At 72.2% G+C, this 23,764-nt stretch carries 22 protein-coding genes and 3 tRNA genes; 14 read left to right on the forward strand and 11 right to left on the reverse strand.

Annotated features, from left to right (window positions below; all coding sequences use genetic code 11):
* Positions 1–120: 120 nt before the first annotated feature.
* The 3 genes from ACFOSY_RS33850 to ACFOSY_RS33860 all read left to right on the forward strand — a co-directional run bounded on the left by ACFOSY_RS33850 (position 121) and on the right by ACFOSY_RS33860 (position 4,662).
* Positions 121–1,998: a hypothetical protein gene (locus tag ACFOSY_RS33850; RefSeq protein WP_394314405.1), complete on the forward strand. Its 1,878-nt coding sequence runs from the start codon at positions 121–123 to the stop codon at positions 1,996–1,998.
* 175 nt (positions 1,999–2,173) lie between these two features.
* On the forward strand, positions 2,174–3,583 hold the full coding sequence (locus tag ACFOSY_RS33855) for a N,N-dimethylformamidase beta subunit family domain-containing protein (RefSeq protein ID WP_394314407.1): 1,410 nt from the start codon (positions 2,174–2,176) through the stop codon (positions 3,581–3,583).
* A gap of 179 nt (positions 3,584–3,762) precedes the next feature.
* Positions 3,763–4,662, forward strand: coding sequence for a phosphoribosylaminoimidazolesuccinocarboxamide synthase (locus tag ACFOSY_RS33860; RefSeq protein WP_394314409.1), 900 nt, complete (start codon positions 3,763–3,765; stop codon positions 4,660–4,662).
* Between the two features lie 127 nt (positions 4,663–4,789).
* Here the strand turns inward: ACFOSY_RS33860 and ACFOSY_RS33865 are convergent.
* The 8 genes from ACFOSY_RS33865 to ACFOSY_RS33900 form a co-directional block, all read right to left on the reverse strand.
* A tRNA-Gly gene (locus ACFOSY_RS33865) sits at positions 4,790–4,862 on the reverse strand.
* A gap of 25 nt (positions 4,863–4,887) precedes the next feature.
* Positions 4,888–5,502 (reverse strand): response regulator, encoded by a 615-nt coding sequence (locus ACFOSY_RS33870; RefSeq protein WP_394314411.1) that lies wholly within the window; start codon positions 5,500–5,502, stop codon positions 4,888–4,890.
* The gene (locus tag ACFOSY_RS33875) at positions 5,499–6,731 is read right to left on the reverse strand and encodes a sensor histidine kinase (protein WP_394314413.1); all 1,233 of its coding nucleotides are present in this window, start codon (positions 6,729–6,731) and stop codon (positions 5,499–5,501) included. Before ACFOSY_RS33875 ends, ACFOSY_RS33870 begins: the two co-directional genes overlap by 4 nt.
* Positions 6,732–6,811: 80 nt before the next feature.
* A complete protein-coding gene (locus ACFOSY_RS33880; RefSeq protein WP_394314416.1) occupies positions 6,812–7,621 on the reverse strand; it encodes an ABC transporter permease in 810 nt (269 codons plus the stop codon).
* Positions 7,618–8,589: an ABC transporter ATP-binding protein gene (locus tag ACFOSY_RS33885; protein WP_394314418.1), complete on the reverse strand. Its 972-nt coding sequence runs from the start codon at positions 8,587–8,589 to the stop codon at positions 7,618–7,620. The genes ACFOSY_RS33880 and ACFOSY_RS33885 overlap by 4 nt, the downstream gene beginning before the upstream one ends.
* A 186-nt stretch (positions 8,590–8,775) precedes the next feature.
* Positions 8,776–8,848: transfer RNA gene (locus ACFOSY_RS33890), tRNA-Gly, on the reverse strand.
* Between the two features lie 80 nt (positions 8,849–8,928).
* Positions 8,929–9,000 (reverse strand) — tRNA-Gly (locus ACFOSY_RS33895).
* Positions 9,001–9,235: 235 nt separating this feature from the next.
* Entirely contained in the window at positions 9,236–9,553 is a 318-nt protein-coding gene (locus tag ACFOSY_RS33900) for a histone-like nucleoid-structuring protein Lsr2 (protein WP_006133354.1), read from the reverse strand.
* A gap of 354 nt (positions 9,554–9,907) precedes the next feature.
* Here ACFOSY_RS33900 and purS point away from each other — a divergent pair, with 354 nt between their 5' ends.
* From purS to purM, 9 genes are all read left to right on the forward strand, one after another.
* Positions 9,908–10,171 (forward strand): phosphoribosylformylglycinamidine synthase subunit PurS, encoded by a 264-nt coding sequence (gene purS / locus ACFOSY_RS33905; RefSeq protein ID WP_006133353.1) that lies wholly within the window; start codon positions 9,908–9,910, stop codon positions 10,169–10,171.
* Positions 10,168–10,848 carry a phosphoribosylformylglycinamidine synthase subunit PurQ gene (purQ, locus tag ACFOSY_RS33910; RefSeq protein WP_394314421.1) on the forward strand — a complete coding sequence of 227 codons (681 nt, stop codon included), beginning with the start codon at positions 10,168–10,170 and terminating at the stop codon, positions 10,846–10,848. The genes purS and purQ overlap by 4 nt, the downstream gene beginning before the upstream one ends.
* Positions 10,845–13,103, forward strand: a complete 2,259-nt coding sequence (gene purL, locus ACFOSY_RS33915) for a phosphoribosylformylglycinamidine synthase subunit PurL (protein WP_394314423.1) — start codon at positions 10,845–10,847, stop codon at positions 13,101–13,103. The genes purQ and purL overlap by 4 nt, the downstream gene beginning before the upstream one ends.
* A gap of 189 nt (positions 13,104–13,292) precedes the next feature.
* Positions 13,293–13,775 carry an ArsR/SmtB family transcription factor gene (locus ACFOSY_RS33920; RefSeq protein WP_394314516.1) on the forward strand — a complete coding sequence of 161 codons (483 nt, stop codon included), beginning with the start codon at positions 13,293–13,295 and terminating at the stop codon, positions 13,773–13,775.
* Positions 13,776–13,961: 186 nt separating this feature from the next.
* Entirely contained in the window at positions 13,962–14,798 is an 837-nt protein-coding gene (locus tag ACFOSY_RS33925; protein WP_394314426.1) for a M23 family metallopeptidase, read from the forward strand.
* Positions 14,799–14,807: 9 nt separating this feature from the next.
* The gene (locus ACFOSY_RS33930; RefSeq protein WP_394314428.1) at positions 14,808–15,605 is read left to right on the forward strand and encodes a maleylpyruvate isomerase family mycothiol-dependent enzyme; all 798 of its coding nucleotides are present in this window, start codon (positions 14,808–14,810) and stop codon (positions 15,603–15,605) included.
* 73 nt (positions 15,606–15,678) lie between these two features.
* Positions 15,679–16,464: an META domain-containing protein gene (locus ACFOSY_RS33935; protein ID WP_394314431.1), complete on the forward strand. Its 786-nt coding sequence runs from the start codon at positions 15,679–15,681 to the stop codon at positions 16,462–16,464.
* A gap of 62 nt (positions 16,465–16,526) precedes the next feature.
* Positions 16,527–18,053 (forward strand): amidophosphoribosyltransferase, encoded by a 1,527-nt coding sequence (gene purF / locus ACFOSY_RS33940; RefSeq protein WP_225654426.1) that lies wholly within the window; start codon positions 16,527–16,529, stop codon positions 18,051–18,053.
* Between the two features lie 33 nt (positions 18,054–18,086).
* Positions 18,087–19,154 (forward strand): phosphoribosylformylglycinamidine cyclo-ligase, encoded by a 1,068-nt coding sequence (gene purM / locus ACFOSY_RS33945; RefSeq protein ID WP_394314434.1) that lies wholly within the window; start codon positions 18,087–18,089, stop codon positions 19,152–19,154.
* 123 nt (positions 19,155–19,277) lie between these two features.
* On the opposite strand, the gene ACFOSY_RS33950 is transcribed toward purM, so the two are convergent.
* The gene (locus tag ACFOSY_RS33950) at positions 19,278–19,526 is read right to left on the reverse strand and encodes a DUF3073 domain-containing protein (RefSeq protein WP_006133346.1); all 249 of its coding nucleotides are present in this window, start codon (positions 19,524–19,526) and stop codon (positions 19,278–19,280) included.
* A 318-nt stretch (positions 19,527–19,844) separates the two neighbouring features.
* On the reverse strand, positions 19,845–20,933 hold the full coding sequence (locus ACFOSY_RS33955; RefSeq protein WP_394314436.1) for a Leu/Phe/Val dehydrogenase: 1,089 nt from the start codon (positions 20,931–20,933) through the stop codon (positions 19,845–19,847).
* Between the two features lie 220 nt (positions 20,934–21,153).
* Here ACFOSY_RS33955 and ACFOSY_RS33960 point away from each other — a divergent pair, with 220 nt between their 5' ends.
* A complete protein-coding gene (locus tag ACFOSY_RS33960) occupies positions 21,154–21,996 on the forward strand; it encodes a hypothetical protein (protein WP_394314438.1) in 843 nt (280 codons plus the stop codon).
* A 539-nt stretch (positions 21,997–22,535) separates the two neighbouring features.
* A complete protein-coding gene (gene bldC, locus ACFOSY_RS33965; protein WP_003949541.1) occupies positions 22,536–22,742 on the forward strand; it encodes a developmental transcriptional regulator BldC in 207 nt (68 codons plus the stop codon).
* Between the two features lie 432 nt (positions 22,743–23,174).
* Here bldC and ACFOSY_RS33970 read toward each other — a convergent pair whose 3' ends face one another.
* On the reverse strand, positions 23,175–23,429 hold the full coding sequence (locus ACFOSY_RS33970) for a DUF6274 family protein (protein WP_394314442.1): 255 nt from the start codon (positions 23,427–23,429) through the stop codon (positions 23,175–23,177).
* Between the last annotated feature and the right edge of the window lie 335 nt (positions 23,430–23,764).

Consider the following 23,764-nt stretch of genomic DNA (forward strand, 5'->3'; position numbering starts at 1 on the left):
TGCCGCGCAAGCGTTCCGGCACTTGGCCCATCGGCATTGCGATGTCAGTGGCGGGTGCCACAGTGGGGGCATGGGCAAGCCAGGACTGCGTCAGGCGCCGGGAGGGGGTGAGGGCGGGCCATGAGCGTGAGCGGTGCGGGACGGGACACCGGCGCTCCGAGCGCGCGGGACCGGGCGCTGGCCGTGCTGCGCGTCCGCAGCCGGGCGCTGGCCGTCGCGCTGCTGCCCGCAGCCGCCGCGGTGATCCTGCTGGCCGGCGGGTCCACCGGGCATCTGCCCGGCCCCGGCTGGGACCTCGCCCGCCGGATCCTCACGCCCGTCGCCGTGCTGGTGCTGCTGCTCGCCGCCGGGGTCGCCCTGGTCGTCGCCCGCGCCCGGCCCGCCGTCAGCCCCACCGTGCCGATCGCCGAGGAGGCGGCCCCCGACCTGTACCGGATGGTGCGGGACCTCGCCGACCGCCTCGGCGTCCCCGCGCCGTCCGCCATAGCGCTCACCCCGGACTGCGACAGCTGGCTGGAGGACCGCACCCACCCGGCGCACGCGCCCCCGCCGCCCGAGGAGCGCGACGACACGGCGCAGGCGGGCCGGCCCGCGCGCCGCGTGCCCGCCGCGCCGGTGCTGGTCATCGGTTCGCCGTTCCTGTGGTGGATGCGGGTGGCCGAGCTGCGCGCCCTGCTCGCCCCGGTCGTCGCCGGCACGGGACCGTCGGCGCACCCGGACATAGCCGCCGCCCGGCGCTTCGTACGGGGCCTGGACGCGGCGGTCGCCGTTACGTCGGCGCCCGACCGCGGGCCGGTGTTCCGCGCGGTGCTCGCCGGGGTCGGCTGGGTGGCCCGCCTGCTGCTGCACGGCAGCCGGGTGCACGCGGCCGAGATGGAGCGCGGGGTCGCCGCCGCCGCGGCCGAGCGCGCCAAAACCGTGGACTACGGGCTGCGGATCGTCGCCCAGGAGCAGGTCGGGCTCGCCTACGCGGGCTGGGACCGGCTGCTGACCCGGGTGGCGCTGCCCGCCTGGCGGATGGGCCGCTGGCCGGCCCGGCTCAACGCGGGCGTGGTCGCCGCCCTCACCGAGCTGTCCCGGCGCGACCGGCTGGCCGAGGGGTTCGCCTCCCGGCTCGGGGAGCGTCCCGCCTGCGACCTGCTGGAGGAGCCCGGCGCGGTCGACGAGGCCACCTCGCTGCTCGCCGCCCGCCTCTTCCACGGCGGCCCGGCGGAGACCGGCCCCGACTGGTCACCGGTCCACTGGGGCGACTATCCGGAGGAGGTCGTCGACCGCAAGTGGCGCACCGACGCCGCCCGCCTGCACCGGATACTCGACGCCCTGCGCGTCCCGCCCGCGGACGAGGAGTCCCGGGCCCCCGACGGCCCCACCCTCGCCCGCGTCCTGGCCCACCTCACCGCGTCACCGGACCTGCCCCCGGCGCCCGTACCGGCCGTGCCGGCCGTCGTGGCCGGTACCCCGGACGAGGACGACCTGGCGGACGACGTCCCGCCCGGCCGCGACCTGAGCCGTGACGACCTGAGCCGTGACGACCTGACCCGTGACGACCTGCCGGGCGACGACACGGCTGGCGACGACCCGGCCGGCGGCACCGCCCACAGCGCCGCCCTCGCCGCGCGCCTCACGGCGGAGCTGGCCCGCGAGGAGGCCGCCGCGGCTGCCGTCCCCGCCGGTCCGCAAGGCTCCGCGGCACCCGACCCCGACCCCCTCCGCGACGACCGCGCGCTGCCCCTCTTCCCGCTCCAGCCGCCCCGCACCGGACGGGAGCTGCTCGCCGACCACATCACGGCAATGGTCTGCTGCGCGGCCATGGACACCGTGGGCGCCGTCCCGGGCCTCGACTGGCTCGACGGACCCACCCTCCTCGTCGGCGGCGCACGCGCCACGGACCTCTCGCCCCAGGTGCTGACCCTCATCGAGGACGGCGACCCCTCGGACCTGCGCAACTGGCTCACCCGGCAGGGCATACGGCCCGAGAAGCCGGTACGCCTCGCCTGAATCGCGCCCACCCTGCCGCCCACCCTGCCGTCCCACGCGCGGCCTCCCCACGCGTGGCCCCCCACGAGCCCGGAGCGCATCGCTCCACTTCAACGCACCCGCGACGAACGGTGACGACACCCGTGCGGAATGTGATGTGCTGGGGCCGTTCACGCTCAAGGGAGGGGGAACGGTCATGCGACCGGAGCGAGTCCGCGACGAAGCGACGGAATCACCGGCACCCGACGACAACGACCCCTTCGCCGCCTTCGCCCCCTTCGCCCCTGTCACCCTCCCGTGGCCGACCCCCTCGGTCCCCGCCGCCTCCGATGCCCCGGCGGCCCCCGGCGACGCAGGCCGCATCGAGGGCTTCGCCTCCGCCTCCGCCGTCGCCCCCGGCGACTCGATCGACTTCCACGTCACCGTCGACCCGCCCAGGCCGTTCCGCGTCACCGTCCACCGCATCGGCCACTACGACGGCCGGGGCGCCACCGAGATCGTCACCAGCCCCCGTCTGGAGGGCACGGCGCAGCTCCCGCCGCTCACCGCCGGACGTACCGTCTCCTGCCACCACTGGTGGCTGTCCTGGCGGCTCACCGTCCCGACGTACTGGAGCGCCGGCGCGTACGTCGCCGTGCTGGCCACGGAGGACGGGCGCCGGCACGCGCACGTCCCGTTCACCGTGCGTGACGACCGCGCGGCCGACCTGCTGCTGGTGCTGCCGGACCTCACCTGGCAGGCGTACAACCCGTACCCGGCGGCGGACGACCGGACCGGCGCGAGCCTGGCGCCCGCCCACGACGAGCACGAGGCGGCCGACCCGGTCACGACCGTCACCTTCGACCGCCCCTACGCGGGCGACGGGCTCCCGCCGCAGGCCGGGCACGCCTACGACGTGATCCGCTGGGCGGAGCGCTACGGCTACGACCTCGCCTACGCCACCGCCGGCGACCTGCACGCCGGCCGGGTCGACCCGGCCCGCCACCGGGGTCTGGTCTTCCCCGGCCTGGACGAGTACTGGACGGCCGAGATGCGCACGGCGGTCGAGGAGGCCCGCGAGCGCGGCACCTCGCTGGTGTTCCTCTCCGCCCGCACCCTGCACCGGCGGATCGAGCCGGCCCCCGCCCCCACAGGCCCCGACCGCCTGCTGACCTGCGGCAGACGCCGGGGCCGCACCGGACCCGCGCTGTGGCGGGAGAACGACCGCGCGGAGCAGCAGCTGCTCGGCATCCAGTACGCCGGGCCGGTGCCGAGACCGCGCCCGCTGATCGTCCGCAACGCCGGCCACTGGCTGTGGGAGGCGACCGGCGCGCACGAGGGCGACGCCCTGGACGGGCTGGTCGCGGGCGGGGCCGACCGCTACTACCCGCGCACCCCGCTGCCCGCCCACGACGAGCGGATCCTGCTCGCGCACTCCCCGTACGGCGACCGGCAGGGCGCCCGGCGCCACCAGGAGACGTCCCTGTACCGCGCGCCGTCCGGGGCCTGGGTGTTCGCCTCGGGCACGCTCGCCTGGTCCCCGGCGCTGGACCGGCCGGGGCACACCGACCCCCGCATCCAGCGGGCCACCGCCAACCTGTTCGACCGCATCCGCAAACGCGCCTGACGCCGCCGCGCGTGCCTGGGCCCGTCGGACCCGCCCGCACCACCCCGACCGCCGTCCCGTCCGCACATACGGGAGAATCGAGGTACCGTCCGGCCCCCTCCCGCCACCGCCCTCCGGATGATCGAGCGGGAGCCGGGAGCGCCGCGGGCGTCCCTTCTGTTCAACCACGCGGAGGAACCGTGTCCGGATTCGTCGACAAGCCCGAGCCGATCCAGGTTCCGGGCCTGGTGCATCTGCACACCGGCAAGGTGCGCGAGCTGTACCGGAACGAGGCGGGCGACCTCGTGATGGTCGCCAGCGACCGCATCTCCGCCTACGACTGGGTGCTGCCCACCGAGATCCCGGACAAGGGCCGGGTGCTCACCCAGCTCTCCCTGTGGTGGTTCGACCAGCTCGCCGACCTGCTCCCCAACCATGTGCTGAGCACCGGCCTCCCGGACGGCGCCCCCGCCGACTGGGCCGGCCGCACCCTGGTGTGCAAGTCGCTGAACATGGTCCCGGTGGAGTGCGTGGCCCGCGGCTACCTCACCGGGTCGGGCCTCGCCGAGTACGAGCAGAGCCGGACGGTCTGCGGACTGGCGCTGCCCGAGGGCCTGGTCGACGGCTCCGAGCTGCCCGCCCCGATCTTCACCCCGGCCACCAAGGCCGCCGTCGGCGAGCACGACGAGAACGTCTCCTACGAGGAGGTCGCCCGCCAGGTCGGCGCGGAGACCGCGGCCCAGCTGCGCCAGGCGACCCTCGCCGCCTACTCCCGCGCCCGTGACATCGCCCGGGACCGGGGCATCGTCCTCGCGGACACCAAGTTCGAGTTCGGTTTCGACGGGGACGAGCTGGTCATCGCGGACGAGGTGCTCACCCCGGACTCGTCCCGCTTCTGGCCGGCCGAGCAGTGGGAGCCGGGGCGCGCGCAGCCGTCGTACGACAAGCAGTTCGTCCGCGACTGGCTCACCTCGGACGAGTCCGGCTGGGACCGCAGGAGCGAGCAGCCCCCGCCGCCGCTGCCGCAGCACATCGTGGACGCGACGCGGGCGAAGTACGTGGAGGCGTACGAGCGGCTGACGGGCATCACCTGGAGCTGACGCGCGGTCCGGGGCCGGGGACGCACCCCCCGGCCCCGGACCGTACGGCGACACACGTACGGCGGCACAGGCGGCACGCACGCACACGACGAAGGCCCCGGTCATCGACCGGGGCCTTCGTCCTCTGAGCGAACGACGAGGTTCGAACTCGCGACCTCAACCTTGGCAAGGTTGCGCTCTACCAACTGAGCTACGTTCGCCTGCTGCGCCGTGGCGCGAGCACCACTATACCCAACCGCGCTCGCGGGCGAGACGCACCGCGGTGTGGCGGTTCTCCGCGCCGAGCTTGGAGACGGCGGAGGAGAGGTAGTTCCGCACCGTCCCCTGGGACAGCCGGGCCCGCTCCGCGATCTCCGCTACGGGCGCCCCGTCCGCCGCCAGCTCCAGCACCTCCGCCTCGCGCGCGGTGAGCGGCGAGTCGCCGGCGGCGATCGCGTCGGCGGCCAACTCGGGGTCGACGTAGCGGTTTCCCGCGTGCACGGTCCGGATGATCTCCGCGAGCCGCTGGGCGCTGACGGTCTTGGGGACGAACCCGCGCACCCCCGCTGCGAGCGCCCGCTTGAGATGCCCCGGTCGCCCGTGCCCGGTCACGATCAGCACCTGGCAGCCGGGCAGCTCCGCCCGCAGGGTTGTGGCGACCTTCACACCGTCCGCGCCGGGCATCTGGAGGTCGAGGACGGCGACGTCGGGGGTGTGCGCCCGCGCCATGGCCAGGGCCTCCGGGCCGGACGCGGCCTCGGCGACCACGAGGAGGTCGTCCTCCAGGGACAGCAGGGCGGCCAGCGCCCCGCGGATCAGATGCTCGTCGTCGGCGAGCAGCAGCCGCACCACACCCGTCACGACGCGACCTCCAGCGCGGGACGCGCGGTCAGCGGGACCTCCGCGACGAGCCGGAACTCGCCGTCCCGGGCTTCCCCGGCGTCCAGCGTGCCGCCCACGGCGGACAGCCGCTCCCGCAGCCCGGCCAGCCCCGTTCCGCCCGTCCGGGCCGACCCGTGCGGGGCGGTGGCCCCGTCGTTGCGCACTGTCAGCACCACACGCCCCTTGGGCCTGAGCACCGTGACGGTGCACTTCTTCGCGTCCCCGTGCCGCAGCACGTTGGTGGTCGCCTCGCGCACCACCCAGCCGAGCGCGGACTGCACCTCGGCGGGCAGTCCGTCGGTCTCGCCGCCGACCTCGCAGTCGATGCCGGCGGCGCGCAGCACGCCGCGGGCGCCGTGCAGTTCGGCCTCCAGGTCGGCCCGGCGGTAGCCGCGCACCACCTCGCGCACCTCCCGCTGCGACTCCTGGGCGATGCGCTGCACCTCGATCATCTGCTCGACCGCCTCGGGCCGTTCGCGTCGGGCGAGCTGGACGGCCAGCTCGCTCTTCAGGGCGATCACGGCGAGGTTCCTGCCCATCACGTCGTGCAGGTCCCGTCCGAACCGCAGCCGCTCCTCGGCGACCGCCAGGCGGGCCCGGGTCTCACGCGCCTCGTCGAGGGCGTAGACGGCGTTGAGCAGCCAGATGGAGAAGAAGGAGGTGGCGGCGAAGAAGCCGCCGGCGGCCGTCACGAACGCGGCCATCGTCAGCGCGGCGAGGGCGGGCATGCCGGTCGCCCAGGCCACCAGACCCGCGCCCGCCCCGAACCCGACGACGAGCCAGACGACGCGCCGCCGCTCCCTCAGCCCGAGGGCCATCATGCCCACGCCGTAGCAGAGCACGGCGCCGAAGACCGAGCCCAGGACGGTGCCGGTGTCCTCCCCGACGGGGCCGTACCGGCCGGGGACGAGGGCGGCGACCGCGAGCAGGGCGGTCGCGGCGCCGAGCGCCCACAGCAGCCGCAGCGGCTGGGGACGCCGCCCGACCGTCCAGTCCAGGGCGCGGGAGGCGGTCACCATGGCCAGCGCGACATGCGCCGCGACCGGTGTCATCACCAGCAGCGCGACCCGCGCGTCCACATGCCCGAAGGCGGTGACGCCGATCACCGTGGGTTCGGACAGGGCGATGAAGTGGAACGACCACCGCGTGTACGTCTCGACCTTGGCGGGCGTGCTCTTGCGCCCCCACCAGCCGCCCGGGCTGCCCATCCGTCGCTCCTGTCCCTGCCGATGTCCGCCGCCGCGCCTTTCGCGCGGCGGGGGCGTCCGTCCCGCCCCTGTTCAGGGCCTCAGCGCCGCGGCTCCCAGCGGAACCGCCGCCGTACAGCAAACACCGCGAGGACGGTCCAGGCCAGGGCGATCGTCACGGCCCCGAGGGACTCCCCGGCCGAGAGGTCGCCGGTCCAGCCGCCGCGCACCAGACTGACGACCGGGGTCAGCGGCAGCAGCTCGCAGACGGACGCCAGCCGGTCCGGGAACAGCTCCAGCGGGACGAACATGCCGGAGCCCAGCATCGACACGATCAGCAGCGGCATGGGCGTGACCTGGGCGCTCTCGCCGGTACGCGTGAAGCTCGCGGTGACGGCGGCGAGCGCCGCGCTCAGCACGAGGCCAAGGAGCAGACCGAGTACGGCCAGGTGGGGCGCGGAGGGCGCGGACAGGTCGAGCAGCACGGCGCAACCGGCGATCAGCAGCAGGCACTGGAGCAGCCCCGTGAGGACGGCCGGCAGCGCGGACCCGGCGAGGATCTCCGCGTCCCGCAGCTCGCCCGTGCGCAGCCGCTTCAGCACCAGCTCCTCGCGCCGGACGACGTAGACGCCGACGAGTGTGGAGTACACGGCGAACAGCAGCGAGAAGCCGACGGCGGCGGGCAGCACGAGCGTGCCCGGGGTGAGCCCGGCTTCCGCGAGGTCCATCTCCTCGGCCGCGGAGCGCACGCTGAGCGGCAGGACCAGCGGCACGAACAGGCCGGCGACCAGGGCGCCCTTGCTGCGTCCCAGCAGCGTGAGTTCGGCGCGGGCCAGGGAGGTCATCCGGCCGGCGGGGGTGGTCGTGGTGCCGGCCGGGGTGGTCGTGGGGGTGGTCGTGGGGGTGCTCATGCCGCGTACTCCTGCGTGGTCGCGACGTTCGGCGCGGTGGCCGAGGCGTCCTTGGCGATGGTGAGGAACGCCTCCTCCAGGGAGGCCGAGCGCACGTCGAGCCGGCGCAGCTCCACGCCGGCGCCGCGCGCCCACACCAGCAGCTCGGTGGCCGAGTGCTGAAGGTCGCGGGTGCGCAGCCGGACGGTGCGGCCGTCCACGGTGTGGTCGCTCACGCCCATCGGGCCGAGCGGCGGGAGATCGCCCAGGTGGTAGCCGTCGGGCAGGTCGAAGGTGATCCGGGACGGCTCGGTCGCGGTGACCTCGGCCGGGGTGCCGGTGACGGCGATCCGCCCCTCGTGCATGATCGCGAGCCGGTCGGCGAGGTTCTCGGCCTCCTCCAGGTAGTGCGTGGTGAGCAGCACGGTGGTGCCGGCGTCGCGTAGGGCGCTCACCAACTCCCAGGTGGCGTGGCGGCCTTCGGCGTCGAGCCCGGTGGTCGGTTCGTCGAGGAACAGCACCTCGGGGTCGCCGAGCAGCGCGAGCGCCAGGTCCAGGCGGCGGCGCTGGCCGCCGGACAGCTGCTTGACCCGGACGTCGCTCCGGGATTCGAGGCCCACCAGCGTCAGCACCTCCCGCTCGGGGCGGGCGCCGGACACGCAGCCCGCCCACATGCGGGCGGTCTCGGCGACGGTCAGCTCGGAGGGGAAGCCCCCTTCCTGGAGCATCACGCCGGTGCGGTGCCGTACGGCGGCGCGCTCCGTGCAGGGGTCGTGGCCCAGCACCCGTACGCGTCCGCCGGCCGGCGAGGCCAGTCCTTCGAGCACTTCGACGGTGGAGGTCTTGCCGGCGCCGTTGGTGCCCAGCAGGGCGAAGATCTCCCCGCGCCGCACGGAGAAGTCGATCCCGCGCACCGCTTCGAACCCGCCCCCGTAGACGCGCCGCAGCCCTGTGACCTCGATCACGTGCTCAAGTCCGTTCGTTTCCATGCCTCGAGCATCGCGTCCGGCGGGAGGGCCGGGCAGTGCGCCGTGTCATCACTGAGCATGACAAATGTCAGACGGCCGCGCGGAGAAGGCGGCCTGAGCCGGGTACACGCGGGGGGAACACGGGGCGGGAACACGCGGTGGGCACACGAAAAGACCCCGGTCCGAGGGACCGGGGTCTTGTTCCCGAGCGGACGACGAGGCTCGAACTCGCGACCTCAACCTTGGCAAGGTTGCGCTCTACCAACTGAGCTACGTCCGCATTGCCTCCGACCGGCTCTCACCGATCGGCGCGGGCACCAGCTTACCTGATCCACAAGCGTGGTCGGTAAGTCGATGCAGAGCGGGTGACAGGAATTGCACACTGCGCCTTCCCCCTGGAAGGGGGATGTTCTACTACTGAACTACACCCGCATGTCCTCGGACCGGGCCTTTCGGCCTCGCCCCTCGGCGTGCTCCAGACTTTAGCTGATCAGCAGGGGGGCTGCGCAAGTCGGTTGCCGGAAGGGCCCGGTGACCGGCCGTCGGCGGGGTCACCCGGCCGGGGCCGGCCCCGCACGCGGGTGCGGTTCCGGACGCGCTCGGCCAGGTGCCGGGTGCCGGGCGCAGAGCCGGATGCCGCCGGGCCGGGTGTCGAGCCGGGTGCGGTTCAGCGGGCCGCGGCGAACGCCTCGTAGACCTTCTTGGGGATACGGCCGCGGGCCGGGACGTCCATCCGGTTCGCCTGCGCCCAGGCGCGCACGGCCGCCGGGTCCGGGGCGACCTCGGTCTGCCGGTAGGCCTTGCCGGAGCGGGCGCGCTTGCGGCCGGCGTCCACGTAGGGCTCGAGCGCCTCGCGCAGTTTCCTGGCATTGGTTTCGTTCAGGTCGATCTCGTACGACGTGCCGTCGATCCCGAAGGCGATCGTTTCCGCCGCTTCCGAACCGTCGATGTCGTCGAAGAGAGTGACCACGACCTTCTGCGCCACGAATATCGGTCCCTTCGTGCGACACCTCTACCGTCCGGCCGTCCGTGATGACGTGCCGGTACGTCGCCGAGATGTCGGCTGTCCGCCTGTAATCGGGCAAAGTATCTGCTAATGACAATTCATTTGTACAGTGCCCGGCAATGCAATGGGAAGCCCGACTAAATCTCCCCGCGTGTCCGGGCGCAATAGCGATGTGCGGGAGAACGCCGATCTTTCCCGGATTTTTTCCCGCAGGTCTCCTCGCGATGCCGAATCGTGACGGCGCTCACGTAGTTTCCTACAACTCTACTCGCGTAGAAATTTTGTGCGGGTAGTCTGAAGGGACCTGCTCAGCACCACACACCGGGAGTGCCAGTGGCACGCGTCGTAGTCGACGTCATGCTCAAGCCGGAGATCCTCGACCCCCAGGGCCAGGCGGTGCAGCGCGCACTGCCGCGACTGGGTTTCGAGGGGATCTCGGACGTCCGTCAGGGAAAGCGATTCGAACTGGAAGTTGACGGGCCGGTCGACGAGGCCGCGCTCGCCCGTATCCATGATCTTGCGGAATCCTTCCTCGCCAACACCGTGATCGAGGACTTCACCGTCCGGGTCGAGGAAGTCGCGGAGGCGGCCAAGTGACCGCTCGTATTGGCGTCGTCACTTTCCCGGGAAGCCTCGACGACCGGGACACCCAGCGCGCGATCCGCGTCGCCGGTGCCGAACCGGTCGCCCTCTGGCACAAGGACAAGGACCTCAAGCAGGTCGACGCCGTGGTGCTCTGCGGCGGTTTCTCCTACGGCGACTATCTGCGCGCAGGCGCCATCGCGCGCTTCTCGCCGGTGATGGACACCGTCATCGACCAGGCCAAGGCGGGCCTCCCCGTCCTGGGCATCTGCAACGGCTTCCAGATCCTCACCGAGGCGCACCTGCTCCCCGGCGGCATGCTGGGCAACGACCACCTGCACTTCATCTGCCGCGACCAGAAGCTGCGGGTGGAGAACGCGGACACCGCCTGGACCACCGACTACACGGCCGGCCAGGAGATCCACATCCCGCTGAAGAACATGGACGGCCGCTACGTCGCCGACCGGCGGACGCTGGACGAGCTGGAGGCCGAGGGCCGCGTCGCCTTCCGCTACATGGACTTCAACCCCAACGGCTCGCTCAACGACATCGCCGGCATCACCAACGCGGCGGGCAACGTCGTCGGCCTGATGCCGCACCCCGAGCACGCCGTCGAGTCGCTGATCGGTACGGGCCGTACCGACGGCCTGCCGTTCTTCACCTCGATCCTCAAGAAGCTGGTCAACGCATGAGCCGGACGCCTCTGGACACGGTCGAGCACGCGACCGCGACCCCCGACGTCGAGCTGCCCTGGGCCGAGCTGGGCCTGAAGAAGGACGAGTACGAAAGGGTCGTCGAGATCCTCGGCCGCCGTCCCACCGGGGCGGAGCTGGCGATGTACTCCGTTATGTGGTCCGAGCACTGCTCGTACAAGAGCAGCAAGGTTCACCTGCGCCAGTTCGGCGAGAAGGCCCCCGAGTCCGACGCCCTCCTCGTCGGCATCGGCGAGAACGCCGGCGTCGTCGACGTCGGCCAGGGCTACGCGGTCACCTTCAAGGTCGAGTCGCACAACCACCCGTCCTACGTCGAGCCCTACCAGGGCGCGGCCACGGGTGTCGGCGGCATCGTCCGCGACATCATCGCGATGGGCGCCCGCCCGGTCGCCGTCGTGGACCCGCTGCGCTTCGGCGCCGCGGACCACCCCGACACCAAGCGCGTCCTGCCGGGCGTCGTCGCCGGCATCGGCGGCTACGGCAACTGCCTGGGCCTGCCCAACATCGGCGGCGAGGTCGTCTTCGACGCCTGCTACCAGGGCAACCCGCTGGTCAACGCCGGCGCCATCGGCGTCATGCGGCACGAGGACATCCACCTCGCCAAGGCGTCCGGCGCCGGCAACAAGGTCATCCTGTACGGGGCCCGCACCGGCGGCGACGGCATCGGCGGCGCGTCGATCCTCGCCTCCGAGACCTTCGACGACGCCAAGCCCTCGAAGCGCCCCGCGGTGCAGGTCGGCGACCCCTTCCAGGAGAAGCTGCTCATCGAGTGCACCCTGGAGGCGTTCCAGGAGAAGCTCGTCGTCGGCATCCAGGACCTGGGAGCGGCGGGCCTGTCCTGCGCGACCAGCGAACTGGCGTCGAACGGTTCCGGCGGCATGCGCGTCACCCTCGACGACGTCCCGCTGCGCGACTCCACGCTCTCGCCCGAGGAGATCCTCATGAGCGAGTCGCAGGAGCGCATGTGCGCGGTCGTCGAGCCGGAGAAGGCCGACCGCTTCCTCGAGATCTGCGACAAGTGGGACGTCATCGCCACCGTCATCGGCGAGGTGACCGACGGCGACCGTCTGGAGATCTTCTGGCACGGCGAGAAGATCGTCGACGTCGACCCGCGCACGGTTGCCCACGAGGGCCCGACCTACGAGCGCCCGTACGCCCGCCCGTCCTGGCAGGACGAGCTCCAGGCGGACGACGCGAACAAGCTGCCGCGCCCGCAGACGTCCGAGGAGCTGAGGGACCAGGTCCTGAAGCTGGTCGGCTCGCCCAACCAGGCGTCCAAGCAGTGGATCACCCAGCAGTACGACCACTTCGTGCAGGGCAACACCGTCCTCGCCCAGCCCGAGGACTCCGGCATGATCCGCATCGACGAGGCGTCCGGCCTCGGCGTCGCGATCGCCACCGACGGCAACGGCCGGTACGCCAAGCTCGACCCGTACACGGGCGCGCAGCTGGCGCTGGCGGAGGCGTACCGCAACGTGGCGACGACCGGCGCCAAGCCCCTCGCCGTCTCCGACTGCCTGAACTTCGGCTCCCCGGAGGACCCGGCGGTGATGTGGCAGTTCGCGGAGGCCGTGCGTGGTCTGGCGGACGGCTGCCGGCAGCTCGGCACGCCGGTGACCGGCGGCAACGTCTCGCTCTACAACCAGACGGGCGAGGCCGCCATCCACCCGACCCCGGTGGTCGCCGTCCTCGGCGTCATCGACGACGTGGCCCGCCGCACTCCGGTCGCCTTCCAGGAGGAGGGCCAGCTGCTGTACCTCCTCGGCGACACCCGCGAGGAGTTCGGCGGCTCGGCCTGGTCCCAGGTGATCCACGACCACCTCGGCGGCCTGCCCCCGAAGGTCGACCTGGAGCGTGAGCGGCTGCTCGGCGAGATCCTGATCTCCGCCTCCCGCGACGGCATGATCGACTCCGCGCACGACCTGTCGGACGGCGGTCTGATCCAGGCCGTGGTCGAGTCGGCGCTGCTCGGCGGCAAGGGCGCGCGTCTCGTGGTGCCCGACGGGCTGGACGCGTTCACCTTCCTGTTCTCCGAGTCGGCCGGCCGCGCGATCGTCGCGGTGCCGCGCTCGGAGGAGGTCCGCTTCAACGACATGTGCGGTGCGCGCGGCCTTCCGGTCACCCGCATCGGCGTCGTCGACGGCGACACGGTCGAGGTCCAGGGCGAGTTCTCCCTGACGCTGGCCGACCTGCGTGAGGCGCACGAGGGGACGATCCCGGCGCTGCTGGCCTGAGCCGCAGGCCTCGCGGCCGCTGGCAACCCTTTACACCCGAAGCCCCCGCCCTTCCGGCGGGGGCTTCGGCGTGTGTCCGGGTGGCCGACGCGGTTGTCCCGCCGCCCGGTTGTCCACAGGTGTGCACGGACCCCCTTGCGCGGGATTACGTAGTTACGTAATCTCGGAATTGTGGAACTGGAAGAACGCATGACGGAGCTGGAGCGTCGCCTGGCGGCGCTCGAGGCGGCGGGTCGATCGGCTCCCCCCATGGGGGAGGGCGACTTCTGGGCCCTGGAAGGGCTCAAGGAGCAGCTCGCCGAGCTGAAGGCCGCCGACGGAGGCGTGCTGTTCACCGGGACGGTGCGCCTGCCGACCGGCGAGCGCTACGACTGGCAGCACGGCGCGCTCGCCTCGGACCTGCTCACCTACGAGTGGCCGGACGCCGCCGAGTCCTTCGCGGCCCTCGGCCACCCGGTCCGGCTGCGGCTGCTCCGCGAGATAACCGGCGGCCGCCGCACCGCCGCCGAACTGGCCGAGCTGGAGGACATCGGCACGACCGGGCAGATCTACCACCACCTGCGCCAGCTGACCGCCGCCGGCTGGCTGCACAGCACCGGCCGGGGCCGCCACGAGGTCCCGGCCGGCCGGGTCGTGCCGCTGCTGGTGGCGCTGGCGGCGGCGCGGCCCTGACGCGCCGACGAGCTGGAGGAGCCCGCACCGTCGAGCTTGAAGAGCCCGCGCTGCCAATCCTGAAGAGCCCGAAGAGCCCGCGCTGCCAAGCCCGAAGAGCCCGCCCGATGAGCCTTGAAGGCCCCGAAAAGCCCGCCCGACGAGCCTTGAAGGCCCAGAAAAGCACCGACGAGCACTGGGGGAAGCATGTCCGCACGCAAAATCGCCTCGACCGCCTACCGTGGGCTCCTGATCGCCTTCTTCGCCCTGGTGATCGCCCATGCGGCGCTGGACCTCGGCCATCCGGTCTGGTGGGACTTCCTGCCGTTGCTGCTGGCCTACGTCGTGCTGGTCGTCGCCCACCGCTGGGGCGGGGCCCCGGACAGTCCCCGTGCCGCCCGGGAGCCCGTCGAGGTCGAGCCCCCGGTCACCGGCCGCTGGACCGCGCTGAACAGCCCGGCGAACCACACGCCGAGCCACCACACCCACGCCTACGGCCAGACCTTCGCCATCGACGTCGTCGCCGAACCCGGGCCCGGCTCCCGTCCCGCGTTCCGCGCGCTGTGGCCCCTGGCCCGCCGCAATGCCGACTTCCCGGCCTTCGGCGCCCCGCTGCACGCGGTGGCCGACGCCACCGTCGTCCGGGCCACCGACCGGGCCCGCGACCACCTCAGCCGTAACTCCCTGCCCGCGCTGGCCTACCTGATGATCCTCGAGGCGAACGTCCGCGACCTGCTCGGCGCCGGAAGGATCCTCGGCAACCACCTCGTCCTCGACCTCGGCGACGGCGTCCACGCCGTCTACGCCCACCTGCGGCGCGGCTCCCTGACCGTCCGCGAAGGCGACCGGGTGCACGCGGGCCAGGTGCTCGCCCAGGTCGGCAACTCGGGCAACTCCACCGAGCCCCACCTGCACTTCCAGCTCATGGACGGCCCCGACGCGGACACCGCGCGCGGCATCCCCTTCACCTGGCGCGGCACCGGCGTCCCCCGCAACAACGAGGTGTTCGACATACCGGCACGGCAGGCCGGCGCCCGCGCATAGGCTTCCGCCATGCCCCCGGCCAGGAAACGCCCCCGCTCCTACGACCCCGCCAAGACCCGCGCCGCCGTCCTGGCGCAGTTCGGAAACGTGCGCGCCGCGGTCTCCGCCCTCACCCCGGAGCAGCTCGCCGCGCCGACCCGGCTCGGCGACTGGACCGTGCGGGAGCTGGTCGCGCACATCGGTGTCGCGCTGCTGGCCGTCGACCGGCTGCTGGACGAGCCGGAGCCCGCCAGGCAGGACGCCCGGCTGACCGACTGGCCCTCCGCGATCGCCGCCGACGCGTCCGCCATCGCCGGCACCGCGCACCGGCTCGCGGCCGGCCACCCCGACCTCGACGCCTACCTGGCGGACGCCGAGCAGCGCTTCACCGCCCGCCTCGACGCCCACCCGAGCGGCAGACTGCTCCCGACCAGCGCGGGCGCCCTGCCCCTCACCGACTACGTCGTCACCCGCGCCGTGGAGCTCGTCGCCCACACCGACGACCTGAACGCCGCCCTCCCCGGACTGGACGTGCCGTACGACCGGCAGGCGCTCGCCACCTGTGTGCGGCTGCTGGCCGACGCGCTCGCCGCGAAGGCGCCCGGCGGCTCCACGGAGGTGCGTGTGCCGCCGTTCGCGGTGGTGCAGTGCGTCGAGGGGCCCCGGCACACGCGCGGCACCCCGCCGAACGTGGTGGAAACCGACCCGCTCACCTGGATCCGGCTGGCCGGCGGGCGGCTGACCTGGGCGGACGCCGTGGCCTCCGCCGAGGTCAGCGCGAGCGGCGAGCGCGCCGACCTCGGGCCGTACCTGCCGCTGCTCGGCTGACTCGGCCGAGGAGAGGGCACCGGCACCGGTGCAACCGGGGGAACCGCCGGCTCCGGCCCTCCGTCGAAGCGGCATGGACCGACAGAAGCACACCGCGCGCAGGACCCTGACGGCCGTCGCCGTGCTCGTCGTCCCGCTCGCCGCGGCCTGCGGCAGCGAGAAGGCGGGCGCCGGCAGCGCCTCCGCCGAGGCGGAGCGGCCGGTCACCGGCGTCCGCTGGACCGTCGACAGCGTCACCGTCGACGGCGCCACCCACCGCGCCCCGGGCGGCGCCCACCTCACCCTCGGCGAGGACGGCCGGGCCACCGGCAGCTACGGCTGCAACCTCTTCGAGGCCCGCGTCCGCACCGACGGCGACCGCGTCCGCCTCACCGACCCGGAGACCACCTTGCGGGCCTGCGACGAGCAGGTCATGGCGGGCGAGAAGGCCGTCGCCCGCGCCCTGGCCGCCGGCGAGCTGCGGGCCGACGTCACCGACGGCCGCCTCACGCTGACCGCCGCGTCCGGCGACACCGTGCGGCTCACCGAGTCCGAGGACAGCCCGCTGCACGGCACCCGCTGGAACGTCACCACCCCCGACGGCGCCGGCCGCGCCCACCTCACCTTCGACAAGGAGCGCGGCGCGGTCTCCGGGAACCTGGGCTGCAACCAGGTCAACGCCGAGGCCACCGTGCGCGACGGCCATATCACCCTCGGCGTCCCCTCCCTGACCCGAATGATGTGCGAAGACTCACTCATGGACGCCGAGAAGGCCCTGACGAAGCTCTTCAACGGCACCGCCCGGTACGCGGTCGACGCCGACACCCTCACGCTGACCAGCGCAAACGGCACCGAGGTGCGGGCCGTCGCGGCCCGCTGACCCGCCCGCGGGGCCACATCCCGCATTCGGACCAGTGGGCGATCTCGCCTACACTCGGAGGCGTGCCACGTGGTGACGGACGACTCAACCACGACCTGCTCCCCGGCGAGAAAGGCCCCCAGGACGCTTGCGGCGTCTTCGGTGTCTGGGCTCCGGGCGAAGAGGTCGCCAAGCTCACGTACTTCGGGCTCTACGCCCTCCAGCATCGGGGCCAGGAATCCGCGGGAATCGCGGTCAGCAACGGCTCCCAGATCCTCGTCTTCAAGGACATGGGCCTGGTGTCCCAGGTCTTCGACGAGACCTCCCTCGGCTCCCTCCAGGGTCACATCGCGGTCGGTCACGCCCGCTACTCGACCACCGGCGCCTCCGTGTGGGAGAACGCCCAGCCGACGTTCCGCGCGACCGCGCACGGATCCATCGCGCTCGGCCACAACGGCAACCTGGTCAACACGGCGCAGCTCGCCGAGATGGTCGCCGAGCTCCCCAAGGAGAACGGCCGCGCGCCCAAGGTGGCCGCGACCAACGACACCGACCTGATCACCGCCCTGCTGGCCGGCCAGCGCGCCGCCGACGGCGAGCCGGTGACCGTGGAGCAGGCCGCGCACGTCGTCCTGCCCAAGGTCAAGGGCGCCTTCAGCCTCGTCTTCATGGACGAGAACACCCTCTACGCGGCCCGTGACCCGCAGGGCATCCGCCCGCTGGTTCTCGGCCGGCTGGAGCGCGGCTGGGTGGTCGCCTCCGAGTCCGCCGCCCTCGACATCTGCGGCGCGAGCTATGTCCGCGAGATCGAGCCGGGCGAGTTCGTCGCCATCGACGAGAACGGACTGCGAACGTCCCGATTCGCGGAAGCGAAGCCCAAGGGATGCGTCTTCGAGTACGTGTACCTGGCCCGCCCCGACACCGACATCGCCGGCCGGAACGTGTACCTCTCGCGCGTCGAGATGGGCCGCCGGCTCGCCCAGGAGGCCCCGGTCGAGGCCGACCTGGTGATACCGACGCCGGAGTCCGGCACCCCCGCCGCCATCGGCTACGCGGAGGCCTCCGGCATCCCCTTCGGCGCCGGCCTGGTCAAGAACGCGTACGTCGGCCGTACGTTCATCCAGCCCTCGCAGACCATCCGGCAGCTCGGCATCCGCCTGAAGCTGAACCCGCTCAAGGAAGTCATCAAGGGCAAGCGCCTGGTCGTCGTCGACGACTCGATCGTGCGCGGCAACACCCAGCGGGCCCTGGTCCGCATGCTCCGTGAGGCGGGCGCCGCCGAGGTCCACATCCGGATCTCCTCGCCGCCCGTGAAGTGGCCCTGCTTCTTCGGCATCGACTTCGCCACCCGCGCCGAGCTGATCGCCAACGGCATGACCATCGAGGAGATCGGCACCTCGCTCGGCGCCGACTCCCTGGCGTACATCTCGCTCGACGGCATGATCGAGGCGACCACCATCGCCAAGCCCAACCTGTGCCGCGCCTGCTTCGACGGCGAGTACCCGATGGAGCTGCCCGACCCGGAGCTCCTCGGTAAGCAGCTGTTGGAGACCGAGCTGGCCGCCGGCACCGCCGCCCCGGCCGCGGTCGACGCGATCCGCCGCCCGTAAGCCCTGACGGACGACACGAAAGCTCTCACAGCCATGTCCCAGAACACTGGTGCCAGCTACGCAGCGGCGGGCGTCGACATCGAAGCGGGCGACCGCGCGGTCGAGCTGATGAAGGAGTGGGTGAAGAAGACGCAGCGCCCCGAGGTCCTCGGCGGCCTCGGCGGATTCGCCGGCCTCTTCGACGCCTCCGCCCTGAAGAAGTACGAGCGCCCGCTGCTCGCCTCCGCCACGGACGGCGTCGGCACCAAGGTCGACATCGCGCGCCAGATGGGCGTCTACGACTCCATCGGGCACGACCTGGTCGCGATGGTCATGGACGACATCGTGGTGTGCGGCGCCGAGCCGCTGTTCATGACCGACTACATCTGCGTCGGCAAGGTCCACCCCGAGCGTGTCGCCGCCATCGTGAAGGGCATCGCGGAGGGCTGTGTGCTGGCCGGATGCGCCCTGGTCGGCGGCGAGACGGCCGAACACCCGGGTCTGCTGGGTCCGGACGACTTCGACGTCGCCGGCGCCGGTACGGGCGTGGTGGAGGCCGACCGGCTGCTCGGCGCGGACCGCATCCGTTCGGGTGACGCGGTGATCGCGATGGCGTCCTCCGGACTTCACTCCAACGGCTACTCACTCGTCCGGCACGTGCTGCTGGAGCGGGCGGGTCTGGCGCTGGACGCCCGGATCGACGAGCTGGGCCGCACCCTCGGCGAGGAGCTGCTGGAGCCCACCAAGATCTACTCGCTGGACTGCCTGGCGCTGATCCACACCACCGAGGTGCACGCGTTCAGCCACGTCACCGGCGGCGGACTGGCGGCCAACCTGGCCCGGGTGATCCCGGACGGGCTGCACGCCACGGTGGACCGCTCCACCTGGACGCCGGCACCGGTGTTCGAGCTGGTCGGCAAGACCGGCGCGGTCGAGCGGCTGGAGCTGGAGAAGACGCTGAACATGGGCGTCGGCATGATCGCGATCGTGCCGCAGGAGTCCGTCGACGTGGCGCTCACCACGCTGGCCGACCGAGGCGTGGACGCCTGGGTGACCGGCGAGATCACCGAGCGCGGAGACCACACCACGGGTGCCGCTCTTGTCGGTGACTACGCGAGCTGAGCACGGCGAAGCTGCCCGCACGGTGAACCGGCGGGCAGCACACCGGCCGTCGGGGCCGGTCCGGGCAGCACTGAACCCGGTGGGTGACCGAGGTCACCGACCGGGCTCATGCACCACGCAAGGTCAAGCGCCGCGACGCTGTTGCGAGGACGGGCCGTCCTCGTCCTCCTCGTCGTCCTCGTAGAGGTCGGCGTACTTTGCGTACAGGTCGTCGTCTTGCTCATCGTCCTCGAAACGGTCACCGTTCGGTGACTGATTCGACGTCGATGCGCCCAGCTCCTCGGCCAGGCGTGAGAGGTCAGTCCCACCGCTGTTGTACTTCAGCTGGCGGGCGACCTTCGTCTGCTTGGCCTTGGCCCGGCCGCGCCCCATGGCTCGACCCCCTCAACGACGGGGCTCGACGGCCCCAGAGTCTTGACACGCGTTCATGGTCCAGAACGGGCTCTCCGTGGAGAGACCGGTCCGTAGGGCTTCCACGGTACCTGAGCCCGCGCCCATACGGTACGTCGCCCGCATGACGTGCCCGCGCCCGGGACCGCCGAGGCGCCCTGTCCTCGCTGGTCAACCGCGATTTTAACCACTTATCGACGGTCGACCCGCCGGGAGAAGTGAGAGTTCTCTCCAAGTGCCTTCCGGCGGGTACCGCTCATGTGTGCGAAACACCCCGATCGGGGGTGCCCCGCACGGACCTCACCGCAGCGGACGCGCCTCCGCCATCCGCTGCTCGGCGATCCGGTCGGCCGCGGCGGCCGGCGGAATACCGTCCTCCTTCGCACGTGCGAATATGGCGAGCGTGGTGTCGAAGATCTTCGACGCCTTCGCCTTGCACCGGTCGAAGTCGAAGCCGTGCAGCTCGTCCGCGACCTGGATCACGCCGCCGGCGTTCACCACGTAGTCCGGCGCGTAGAGGATCCCGCGGTCGGCGAGGTCCTTCTCCACGCCCGGGTGGGCGAGCTGGTTGTTGGCCGCGCCGCAGACCACCTTGGCGGTCAGCACCGGCACGGTGTCGTCGTTCAGGGCGCCGCCGAGCGCGCACGGGGCGTAGATGTCCAGGCCCTCGGTGCGGATCAGCGTCTTCGTGTCGGCCACCGCCGACACGCCCTCGGGGTGCCGGTCGAGGATCCGGCGGACGGCGTCCTCACGCACATCGGTGATCACGACCTCGGCGCCCTCGGCCCGCAGGTGCTCCACCAGGTGGTGCCCGACCTTGCCCACGCCCGCGACGCCGACCTTGCGGTCCCGCAGCGACGGGTCGCCCCACAGGTGCTGGGCGGCGGCCCGCATGCCCTGGTAGACGCCGTAGGAGGTGAGCACCGACGAGTCGCCCGCGCCGCCGTTCTCGGGGGAGCGGCCGGTGGTCCAGCGGCACTCCCGGGCCACGACGTCCATGTCGGCGACATACGTGCCGACGTCGCAGGCGGTGACGTAACGGCCGCCGAGGGAGGCGACGAACCGGCCGTAGGCCAGCAGCAGCTCCTCGGTCTTGATCCGCTCCGGGTCCCCGATGATCACGGCCTTGCCGCCGCCGTGGTCGAGACCGGCCATGGCGTTCTTGTACGACATCCCGCGCGCCAGGTTCAGCGCGTCGGCGACGGCCTCCTCCTCGGAGGCGTACGGGTAGAACCGCGTGCCGCCCAGGGCGGGGCCCAGTGCGGTGGAGTGGATGGCGATGACGGCCTTGAGGCCGCTGGCACGGTCCTGGCAGAGCACGACTTGCTCGTGGCCCCCCTGGTCCGAACGGAACAGGGTGTGCAGGACGCCGTCAGATACGTCGGTCACTGTGGTGACTCCTGAGTAAGTAGCGGCGGTTGGGACGGGCTCCCGTACGGGTGGCGGGGGCTGTGGCACGAGAGTAGATCCTTCCGCGCCCGACGGCGGCACTGTGTCCCGGATCACCTCCGTCCGGAGTACCGCGTGGGACGATTTGCCAGGGTTTCCCACCCGTCCGGAGGCGTGCCGGACAGGTTTTCGCAGCGGCCCGCGGGGGAGGGAGCAGAGCGTGACCAAGGTGTCCTCGGTGATCGTCCCCTACGCCTCCTACCTGCGCGTGTACGAACCGCTGGCCGCCTTCCGGCAGCCCGAGCGCGGCCACTGGGAGCGCTACGCCCGGCGTGACGACCTCCCCTCCTACCAGGAGGAGCTGCGCCGGTCGCTGGCCGACCTGGCGGCCGTCCCGCCGGCGCCGGTCCCGGTGCACGAGAGCGAGGACGCCTTCGTGCTGGAGTCGGACGGCGAGGTCCGCGTCTGCCCGTGGCGCACCCGGCTGCGCGGCTGGCAGGCCCTGGGCGAACTCGCCGAGGAGTACCCGCTGCCGGTGCTGGACGCGTTGCTGCCCCCGGTCGTGCGGCTCGAGGCGACCCAGGACTACGAGCGGTGGCTGGCCGAGCACCCCGACGCGCGGCCGTGGATCCGCACCTCCACCTGGCAGGTGCCGATCAACTGGTTCGTGCTCTTCGACGACGAGGAGCGCGAGTACGGGAAGGGGGCCGCCGGGGAGGTCCCGGTCCTGCGCTACCGCACGCCCATGGTCCAGGCGCGGCGCCGGGTGGCGCGGGGCCTGCGCGCGCTGCGCGACGCCGTGGACGAGAGCCTGCTGATCGACGGCCTGGTGGACGTCGGCCGCTGGCTGGAGGAGTTCCATCCGCGCTCGCTGGTCGAGCTGGACTACGGGGGACTGGTGCACGCCCTGCCGGCCGGGGCCCTGGAGGACGACCACTCGGCCGCCGACGTCGGCGAGGGGATCGCGGCGTTGCGGCGGGGCGACGAAGGGGGCGCGGCGGAGGCGTACGGGCGCCTTGTCGAGCGCTGGCGCGCGGTCCGTGACCTGCGCTCGGCGAACTGACGTTTGACCAAACGCTCTTCTTGGGGTTTTGTCTTCGCCCTGAGGTGGTTGAAGTCGCGTCGATCCGGATGCGACATCGGACGTAGCGGCTGTTCCGGGCGTAAGTCCCAAGCGTGTCAAGCGTGACGGACCGCACGTACAAGGCCCTTGCGTCGCTTGCCCCTCCTCATGCCAAAATAGGACAAGGAGTCCGGGGAGGACTCCTCCGTCCTGCTGTGCTCCACTATGGGCGGAATCTCAGCATTGCACGCTTTGGGGGGTCCGGTGACTCCTGCATGTTGCTGTGACTGATCGTCACAGGGGCGTGACTGTCCGCTATGGCATGGTCCATCGGCTTCCGCGGCTGATGAACACCTGGGAGGGCAATTCCATCGGTTTGGCCGACGTGGCTGGACAGATGGTGTAGTTGTAGTGCCGAGGACAAGCCGTTCGTCCTATAACCGACTCGACTCGCGTCCGCCATTTCGGGCAACGCGGGTCAAGGTGCAGAATTTAGAGGAAAGAACCGAGAAGGTTCGGTTCTCCCGAGGAGGCCGCTCATGACCGCTCGCACCCCTGATGCCGAGCCGCTGCTGACCCCCGCTGAGGTTGCCACCATGTTCCGCGTCGACCCGAAGACGGTCACGCGCTGGGCGAAGGCCGGCAAGCTCACGTCGATCCGCACGCTCGGCGGGCACCGCCGCTACCGCGAGGCCGAGGTCCGCGCACTGCTCGCGGGCATTCCGCAGCAGCGCAGCGAGGCCTGAACAGCACGAACCGGGCAGAACCGGCTGGTCCCCCACCGGCCCTGACGCCCGGCACCTAGCTCCAAGCGACGCGGGGACTGCCCCAACAGCCCCCTCGCCCAACCGAATCAGAGCTTCACGGCCAACTGAACAACGGGTGCGTCGTCGATCGCGCCGGACTCCGCCGAGTCCGGCGCGATCTTTTTTGTGCGCCGGTGGTGGGTCCGTGCGCGGGTCCGGCCCGCCTCAACGGCCTTCTGTGCGCGGGCTTGTCGGAGTCTGAGGACGCCTGTGGGATCGGCCCGGAGGGGCCGGGGCGGAGCGTACGGGGCAGTGCAATTGCACATATTAAATTGACCTGTTGTAGGTGGGGCGTAAGTTCCACCCTTGTGAAAACTCATGCCGTGACACCCGTCACATACCAGTCGGGTTGTTGAGCCGACGGCATATGCGCTAGATGGAACGCGCGTTGGCGGCGGCTTGTTCCTGCGGACCTTCGGCGGGTCCGGACGGCTCGGCGGGTTCGGCGGGCTCGATGGGTTCGACGGGCTCAACAGGCACGTCGCCGTCGAGCGGCGCGGAGTCCAGCGCCAGGCGCTGGAGACGGTGGCAGACCGGGCAGTGACGGGTGAGATGCCGGTACGACGACGCGGCCGCGAGATGCGCCCGGAGCAGCGCCCGTGTCTCGTGCCTGGCCGATGCCGTCATGCGCCACCTCCGGGTCCCCCGCGGACACGTGCCCTGTTCCTGGAGTACCGAGGGACCGCGAGGCCGTCAAGACGGCGCAGCGGTCCGCGAGAAGGGCGCCGGCGGCGTGCAGGGCCCACGGCCTGCCGCGAAGCCTTCCGGGCGCCCCCGGGCAAGCCCGGGCGCCGGCACGGATCCGCACATACGGAAGGCCCGCCATCCGTTGCGGGAGGCAGGCCTTCGGTGGTGGGGGCGTCGCGCGGAGAAGCCCCGCGCGAAAAAGCCCCGCGCCGGTTGTTCGCGGGTGGTCTGGTGGTGGGGGCGTCGCGCGGAGAAGCCCCGCGGGGCGGGGCTTC

Origin of the sequence: Streptomyces lusitanus, from assembly GCF_042647945.1 — a bacterium.
In the GTDB taxonomy this organism is placed as follows: Bacteria; Actinomycetota; Actinomycetes; order Streptomycetales; family Streptomycetaceae; genus Streptomyces; species Streptomyces pseudogriseolus.

Bases quoted from the DNA above. Each gene is read 5' to 3' on its own strand.
- ACFOSY_RS33970 (WP_394314442.1), bottom strand. From the start codon at position 23,429: ATGACGGCATCGGCCAGGCACGAGACACGGGCGCTGCTCCGGGCGCAT.
- ACFOSY_RS33880 (WP_394314416.1), bottom strand. From the start codon at position 7,621: ATGAGCACCCCCACGACCACCCCCACGACCACCCCGGCCGGCACCACG.
- bldC (WP_003949541.1), top strand. From the start codon at position 22,536: ATGACCGCTCGCACCCCTGATGCCGAGCCGCTGCTGACCCCCGCTGAG.
- ACFOSY_RS33950 (WP_006133346.1), bottom strand. From the start codon at position 19,526: ATGGGGCGCGGCCGGGCCAAGGCCAAGCAGACGAAGGTCGCCCGCCAG.
- ACFOSY_RS33930 (WP_394314428.1), top strand. From the start codon at position 14,808: ATGCCCCCGGCCAGGAAACGCCCCCGCTCCTACGACCCCGCCAAGACC.
- ACFOSY_RS33885 (WP_394314418.1), bottom strand. From the start codon at position 8,589: ATGGAAACGAACGGACTTGAGCACGTGATCGAGGTCACAGGGCTGCGG.
- ACFOSY_RS33925 (WP_394314426.1), top strand. From the start codon at position 13,962: ATGTCCGCACGCAAAATCGCCTCGACCGCCTACCGTGGGCTCCTGATC.
- ACFOSY_RS33850 (WP_394314405.1), top strand. From the start codon at position 121: ATGAGCGTGAGCGGTGCGGGACGGGACACCGGCGCTCCGAGCGCGCGG.
- purM (WP_394314434.1), top strand. From the start codon at position 18,087: ATGTCCCAGAACACTGGTGCCAGCTACGCAGCGGCGGGCGTCGACATC.
- ACFOSY_RS33855 (WP_394314407.1), top strand. From the start codon at position 2,174: ATGCGACCGGAGCGAGTCCGCGACGAAGCGACGGAATCACCGGCACCC.
- ACFOSY_RS33935 (WP_394314431.1), top strand. From the start codon at position 15,679: ATGGACCGACAGAAGCACACCGCGCGCAGGACCCTGACGGCCGTCGCC.
- ACFOSY_RS33875 (WP_394314413.1), bottom strand. From the start codon at position 6,731: ATGGGCAGCCCGGGCGGCTGGTGGGGGCGCAAGAGCACGCCCGCCAAG.
- ACFOSY_RS33920 (WP_394314516.1), top strand. From the start codon at position 13,293: ATGACGGAGCTGGAGCGTCGCCTGGCGGCGCTCGAGGCGGCGGGTCGA.
- purL (WP_394314423.1), top strand. From the start codon at position 10,845: ATGAGCCGGACGCCTCTGGACACGGTCGAGCACGCGACCGCGACCCCC.